This window comes from Curtobacterium flaccumfaciens (genome assembly GCF_051548005.1).
Lineage (GTDB): Bacteria > Actinomycetota > Actinomycetes > Actinomycetales > Microbacteriaceae > Curtobacterium.
The window spans coordinates 1-6011 of sequence record NZ_JBPUGH010000184.1; the positions used below are offsets into that span (position 1 = coordinate 1).

Annotated in this window: 5 protein-coding genes and 1 tRNA gene; 5 read left to right on the plus strand and 1 reads right to left on the minus strand. The window is 71.4% G+C overall.

The genetic code is table 11. From position 1 onward, the window contains the following. The first annotated feature begins 208 nt into the window (after positions 1 to 208). Together ACSW7Y_RS15660 and ACSW7Y_RS15665 are read left to right on the plus strand one after the other, a co-directional pair. A complete protein-coding gene (locus ACSW7Y_RS15660) occupies positions 209 to 1348 on the plus strand; it encodes a zinc-dependent alcohol dehydrogenase (RefSeq protein ID WP_438127168.1) in 1140 nt (379 codons plus the stop codon). An 11-nt stretch (positions 1349 to 1359) separates the two neighbouring features. After that, on the plus strand, positions 1360 to 1953 hold the full coding sequence (locus ACSW7Y_RS15665; RefSeq protein WP_438127169.1) for a hypothetical protein: 594 nt from the start codon (positions 1360 to 1362) through the stop codon (positions 1951 to 1953). Between the two features lie 360 nt (positions 1954 to 2313). On the opposite strand, the gene ACSW7Y_RS15670 is transcribed toward ACSW7Y_RS15665, so the two are convergent. Beyond that, positions 2314 to 2399: transfer RNA gene (locus ACSW7Y_RS15670), tRNA-Leu, on the minus strand. 174 nt (positions 2400 to 2573) lie between these two features. On the opposite strand from ACSW7Y_RS15670, the gene ACSW7Y_RS15675 reads away from it, so the two are divergent. From ACSW7Y_RS15675 to mshC, 3 genes are all read left to right on the plus strand, one after another. Further along, positions 2574 to 3899: a M20/M25/M40 family metallo-hydrolase gene (locus ACSW7Y_RS15675; protein WP_438127170.1), complete on the plus strand. Its 1326-nt coding sequence runs from the start codon at positions 2574 to 2576 to the stop codon at positions 3897 to 3899. 87 nt (positions 3900 to 3986) lie between these two features. Continuing rightward, positions 3987 to 4817: an undecaprenyl-diphosphate phosphatase gene (locus ACSW7Y_RS15680; protein ID WP_058724466.1), complete on the plus strand. Its 831-nt coding sequence runs from the start codon at positions 3987 to 3989 to the stop codon at positions 4815 to 4817. Next, positions 4814 to 6011 (plus strand): cysteine--1-D-myo-inosityl 2-amino-2-deoxy-alpha-D-glucopyranoside ligase (gene mshC, locus ACSW7Y_RS15685; RefSeq protein WP_438127171.1); only part of this gene is annotated, 1198 nt, incomplete at its 3' end. The genes ACSW7Y_RS15680 and mshC, both read left to right, overlap by 4 nt.

The following is a 6011-nucleotide window of genomic DNA, read 5'->3' on the forward strand; positions in this document are numbered from 1 at the left end:
GCCTCCCGTCCGTTCGTGGTTGCGTCGCCCCCGAAACGCGCGCGTTTCGACGTCGCACCGGTCGATCGACGCGTGGCGTGTCGAATCGCGCGCGTCTCGCCCGGCCCCGCGCCACCCGCGCGCCGCGCGCATGGACAGGGTGCGCGGAAGTGGGACCGCTCGGAACCCCGGACGGTGAGCGTGGGTGCTTCGAGCGAGAGGAGCGTCCATGCGCGCCATGACGTACCGCGGGCCCTACCGGGTCCGCGTCGAGGAGAAGCCCGATCCGCGGATCGAGCACGAGAACGACGCCGTCGTGCGGGTCGAGCGCGCTGCGATCTGCGGTTCCGACCTGCACCTGTACCACGGGATGATGCCCGACACCCGCGTCGGCCACACGTTCGGGCACGAGTTCATCGGGGTCGTCGAGCAGGTGGGTCCGTCGGTGGCGCACCTCGACGTCGGTGACCGGGTGATGGTGCCGTTCCACATCTCGTGCGGGTCGTGCTGGTTCTGCGCGCGCGGGCTCTTCACGAACTGCCACAACGTGAACGCGAACGCCACCGCGGTCGGTGGGATCTACGGCTACTCCCACACCACCGGTGGCTTCGACGGCGGGCAGGCGGAGCGGGTCCGCGTCCCGTTCGCGGACGTCGGCCCCGAGGTCATCCCGCCGTGGCTCGACGACGAGGACGCGCTCCTCCTCACCGACGCCCTCGGCACGGGGTACTTCGCGGCGCAGCTGGCCTCGATCCGGGAGGGGGACACCGTCGTGGTGCTCGGCGCCGGGCCGGTGGGGCTGTTCGCGGCGAAGTCGTCGTGGTTCATGGGGGCCGGTCGCGTCATCGTGGTCGACCAGCTCGAACACCGGCTGGAGAAGGCGCGGACGTTCGCGCACGCCGAGACGATCAACTTCGCCGAGGTCCCCGACGTCGTGCTCGAGATGAAGCGGCAGACGGACTTCCTCGGTGCCGACAGCGTGATCGACGCCGTCGGGGCCGAGGCGGACGGCGACTTCACCCAACTGGTCACGGCCTCGAAGCTCAAGCTGCAGGGTGGGTCGCCCACCGCGCTGAACTGGGCGATCGACGGCGTCCGGAAGGGCGGCACGGTCTCCGCGATCGGTGCGTACGGCCCGATCCCCAGTGCCGTGAAGTTCGGCGACGCGATGAACAAGGGCGTCACCATCCACGCGAACCAGGCACCGGTGAAGCGGCAGTGGCCGAGGCTGCTGGAGCACATCCAGGCCGGGCACCTGAAGCCGAGCGACATCATCACGCACCGCATCCCGCTCGAGCAAATCGCCGAGGGGTACCACCTCTTCTCGTCGAAGCTCGACGGGATCATCAAGCCCGTCATCGTCCCGTGAAGGAGCGCGCTATGACCGCCCACACCCCGTACATCGCGGACCCGCCCCGTCGGGTCCCGACCGCCGATGAGCTCCGCGCCCGGATCCCCGGGTGGGGGAGCGACCTCGACCCGGCCGACCGCCCGTCGGTGCCCAAGCTCTCGCGCGCAGCGGGGTCCGCGACGGGCGTGCACTGGGACGTCCCCGCGCAGCAGCCCGGCGCCGAGGGACGCGAACGTTCGATCGAGCACGCGCACGTCACGCCGGTGTTCGGGACCGCCCAGCCCCTGCGTGGCCTCGCCGGAGCGGTCCGGCGGGTCGCCTACGCGCGGTTCAGCGAGGGGCGCCTGGCCCACTGGTTGCTGCTCGTGCTCGGCGACCGGATCGACGTGGCGACGCACCGGGTGACGGATGCGCTCCGTGGCCGACCGGACCGGGTCGTGCACGAGACGGGGGTGCGTGCTGAGCTCGTCGGGCACCCGGTCGCGTCGCGCCTCGGCTCGTCGCGGCGGGACTGGCGCCACGGGGTGCTCGATCCGCTGGTCGCCAACTGGGGGTGGCTGGCCGCCGCCGGCGGCGTCGCGCTGGTGGTGCGTCGGCTGGCCCGCTCGCGTCGTTCGCGGTGACTGCTGGCCCGCTCGCGTCGTTCGCGGTGACCACTCGCCGGCCGGGAGGCGCGGTGCGGCCTCGCCCCGTGCCTCCCGTCCGGCCCGTCCCTCGGAGGCGCCTCCCGTGCCACGAAACGCACGCGTTCCGACGTCCCGCGCGTGGAACGACGCGCGGGACGTCGAACCGCGCGCGTTTCCCGCAGCCGGTCTTTCGCGCTCGCGATCCGACCTACCGGAGGTGACCACAGGAACGCCACGAGCAAAGCGAGGAGGCGTGACCAGGCGGCGTCGCCCTGAGCGGAGCGATGGCGATGCTCGCCGGGAAGCACGAACGCGAAATGCCCCCGGGCCGCAAGGCCAGGAGGCATCCATTTCGCGTGTCCGAGGGGGGACTTGAACCCCCACGCCCTAATACGGGCACTAGCACCTCAAGCTAGCGCGTCTACCAATTCCGCCACCCGGACAGGTGTTGTTCTGTTGTGCCGGCCGGTGCTCCGGGGCGTTTTCCCCGGCGTTCCTGCCGAGAGAAGACACTAGCACGGGTCTGAACGCCCGATGAACACGGCCGCGCATCCCGGGCGCGTCCCGCGGAGTGACGCGGATCGGCGGTGTCATGGCCGGCCGGTAGCGTGGTGTGCATGACAGACGTCCAGGGGAACACGACGGCCGGCACCGAGCTCGAGGAGACCGCGTCGATCGCCCGTGACCTCATCCGGATCGACACGACGAACTGGGGTGAGGGGAAGTCCCGTGGCGAGACCGAGGCGGCGCACTACGTCGAGGCGAAGCTCCGAGACCTCGGGCTCGAACCCCAGCTGTTCGAGTCGGAGCCCGACCGGGTGAGCGTGGTGGCCCGGGTGCGGGGGCGCAACCCAGAGAAGCCGGCGCTCGTCGTGCACGGGCACCTCGACGTCGTCCCCGCCGATCCCGCGAACTGGTCGGTCGACCCCTTCGGCGGCGAAGTGAAGGACGGCATGCTCTGGGGTCGTGGCGCCGTGGACATGAAGAACATGGACGCGATGATGCTGACGTCGCTGTCCGACGTCATCGCCGCGCAGGGCGCCCCGGAGCGTGACCTCGTGATCGCGTACTTCGCCGACGAAGAAGCCGGCGGCGTGCTGGGCTCCCACCACGTGGTCGAGCAGCACCCGGAGGTCTTCGCCGGCGCGGACGCCGCCATCAGCGAGGTCGGCGGCTACTCGATCACGCTCGGGGACCGCCGCGCCTACCTGCTGCAGACCGGCGAGAAGGCCCTGATGTGGATCAAGCTCGTCGCCCGGGGCACGGCTGCCCACGGCTCGCACGTGATCCGCGACAACGCCGTGACGAAGCTCGCTGCGGCGGTCGCGCGGATCGGGAGCGAGGAGTGGCCGGTCCGGCTCTCGGCGACGACGGACGCGATGGTCGCCGAGGTCGCCCGCTTCCTCGGGGTCGACCCGGCGGTGACCGGTCCGGACGAGGTCGCCCTCGCCACGGGGTCGGCGTCGCGGTTCATCCATGCCGCGCTGCACACCACGACGAACCCGACGGTGCTGCAGGCCGGGTACAAGCACAACGTCATCCCCGACGCAGCGGAGGCGCTCATCGACATCCGCTGCCTGCCCGGCGACGAGGAGTCCGTGCTCGAGCGTGTCCGCGAGCTCGCGGGCGACGACGTCGAGGTGGTGATGTCCTTCCGCGACATCGGGCTCGAGCAGGACTTCGGCGGACCGCTGGTGGACGCCGTGCGGGACGTCCTCGGTCGGCACGACCCCGGCGCCCCGGTGCTCCCGTACCTGCTCTCCGGCGGGACGGACAACAAAGCGCTGTCGACCCTGGGGATCGCGGGCTACGGCTTCGTGCCGCTCCAGCTGCCGGCCGGCGTGGACTTCCCGGCGATGTTCCACGGCGTGGACGAGCGCGTCCCGCTCGATGCGCTGGCGTTCGGGCGGCGCGTCCTCGGGGACCTCTTCGCGTCCTACTGATACATTGCCGGGTCGCTGTCGTTGCGGTGCCCTGACACCGCCCTCGCGGCGGTGTCCAGACAGACCTCCCTCCGGAAGGCCGGTGCCATGCACATCCTCGAGGCGATCTTCCTCGGCTTCGTCCAGGGGCTCACCGAGTTCCTCCCCGTGTCGTCGAGCGCGCACCTGCGCATCGTCGGGCTGTTCCTGCCCGACGCGCAGGACCCGGGTGCGGCGTTCACCGCGGTGACGCAGCTCGGCACCGAGACCGCGGTGCTCATCTACTTCTGGAAGGACATCACCCGGATCATCGGGCGGTGGTTCCGCTCCCTCTCCGGCCGGACGGTGCCGCGGAACGACCCCGACGCGCGGCTCGGCTGGCTGGTCATCCTCGGCACGATCCCGATCGGTGTCGCCGGGCTCCTGCTCAAGGACTCGATCGAGACGACGTTCCGCTCGCTCTGGATCGTCGCGATCGTCCTCATCGTCTTCGGCGTCGTGCTGGGCGTCCTCGACGTCGTCGGCAAGAAGGTCCGGCGGATCGAGCACATGACGTTCGGCGGCGGGATCCTGATCGGGCTGGCGCAGATGCTGGCCCTCGTGCCCGGCGTCTCCCGGTCGGGCGCGACCGTGTCGATGGGGCTCGCGCTCGGGTACACCCGGCCTGCGGCGGCCCGCTTCGCGTTCCTGCTGGCCGTGCCCGCCGTGTTCCTGTCCGGGCTGTACGAGGCCGCGACGAGCCTCGGGGACACCGGCGCGCCGTTCGGGTTGGTCGACACGCTCGTCGCGACGGTCGTCGCGTTCGTCGTGGGCTTCGTCGTGATCGCCGCGTTCATGAACTACATCAGCAAGCGCAGCTTCATGCCCTTCGTGGTCTACCGGATCGCACTCGGTATCGTTCTCATCGTGTTGCTGTCGCTTGGTGTGATCCAGCCGTGAGGGCCTGGGAGGCCCCGTCCGTTCCGTCCGTCCCGGGTTCCGGGCCCCGCCCGGTCGTGCATGACACGGCCACGGGGAAACCGGTCGACCCGACCCGTGGCGACGAGCACGCCGCGCTGTACGTGTGCGGCATCACGCCCTACGACGCGACCCACCTCGGGCACGCGGCGACGTACCTGGCGTTCGACTCCCTGCTCCGTTCCTGGCGGGATGCCGGGCTCGACACCGACTACGCGCAGAACACGACCGACGTGGACGACCCGCTCCTCGAGCGCGCCGCGCGCGACGGCGTGGACTGGCAGGAGCTCGCGGCATCGCAGATCGACCTGTTCCGTCGGGACATGGAGGCGCTCCGGATCCTCCCGCCCGACGACTACGTGGCCGTCACCGACGAGGTCGACCGGGTCGCCGAGGCCGTGGCGTTCCTGCAGGAGACCGGGTACGCCTACGACGTGCCGACCGAGGAGTCCGAGGGCGACGACGTCTACTTCGACGTGAACCGTCCCACCGAGGCCTGGGCACTCGGCGACGAGAGCCGCCTCGACCGCGACACGATGCTCGCGCTCTCCGCCGAGCGCGGCGGTGACCCGGAGCGTCCGGGCAAGCGCGACCCCCTCGACCCGCTGCTCTGGCGTGCCGCCCGCGACGGCGAACCGAGCTGGGACACCGTGCTCGGACCGGGGCGTCCCGGATGGCACATCGAGTGCAGCGTGATCGCCGGCGACAAGCTCGGCCTCCCGATCAGCGTCCAGGGCGGCGGCAGCGACCTCGTGTTCCCGCACCACGAGATGAGTGCCGGGCATGCGGCCGCGCTCGCGCACCAGCCGCTCGCGAACGCCTACGTGCACACGGGCATGATCGCCTACCAGGGCGAGAAGATCTCGAAGTCCCTCGGCAACCTCGTCACCGTGCGCGGACTGCTCGACGAGGGTGCCGACCCGCGGGCGATCCGGCTCGCGCTCCTGTCGCACAAGTACTCGGACGACTGGGAGTGGTTCCCGGCCGAGCTCGAGTCCGCCACGACCCGCCTCGCGTCGTGGGACGCCTGGGCAGCGGGTTCGCCGTCGCACGCCGACGACGCCGCGGACGTGATCGCGCGCATCCGGGCGCGCGTCGCGGACGACCTCGACACGCCGGGCGCCGTCGCGGCGGTCGACACCGCGCTCGCGGGCGGCACGGCCGCGACCCCTGAGC

Coding starts and splice junctions, on each gene's coding strand:
- ACSW7Y_RS15665 (WP_438127169.1), top strand. CDS start 1,360: ATGACCGCCCACACCCCGTACATCGCGGACCCGCCCCGTCGGGTCCCG.
- ACSW7Y_RS15660 (WP_438127168.1), top strand. CDS start 209: ATGCGCGCCATGACGTACCGCGGGCCCTACCGGGTCCGCGTCGAGGAG.
- ACSW7Y_RS15675 (WP_438127170.1), top strand. CDS start 2,574: ATGACAGACGTCCAGGGGAACACGACGGCCGGCACCGAGCTCGAGGAG.
- ACSW7Y_RS15680 (WP_058724466.1), top strand. CDS start 3,987: ATGCACATCCTCGAGGCGATCTTCCTCGGCTTCGTCCAGGGGCTCACC.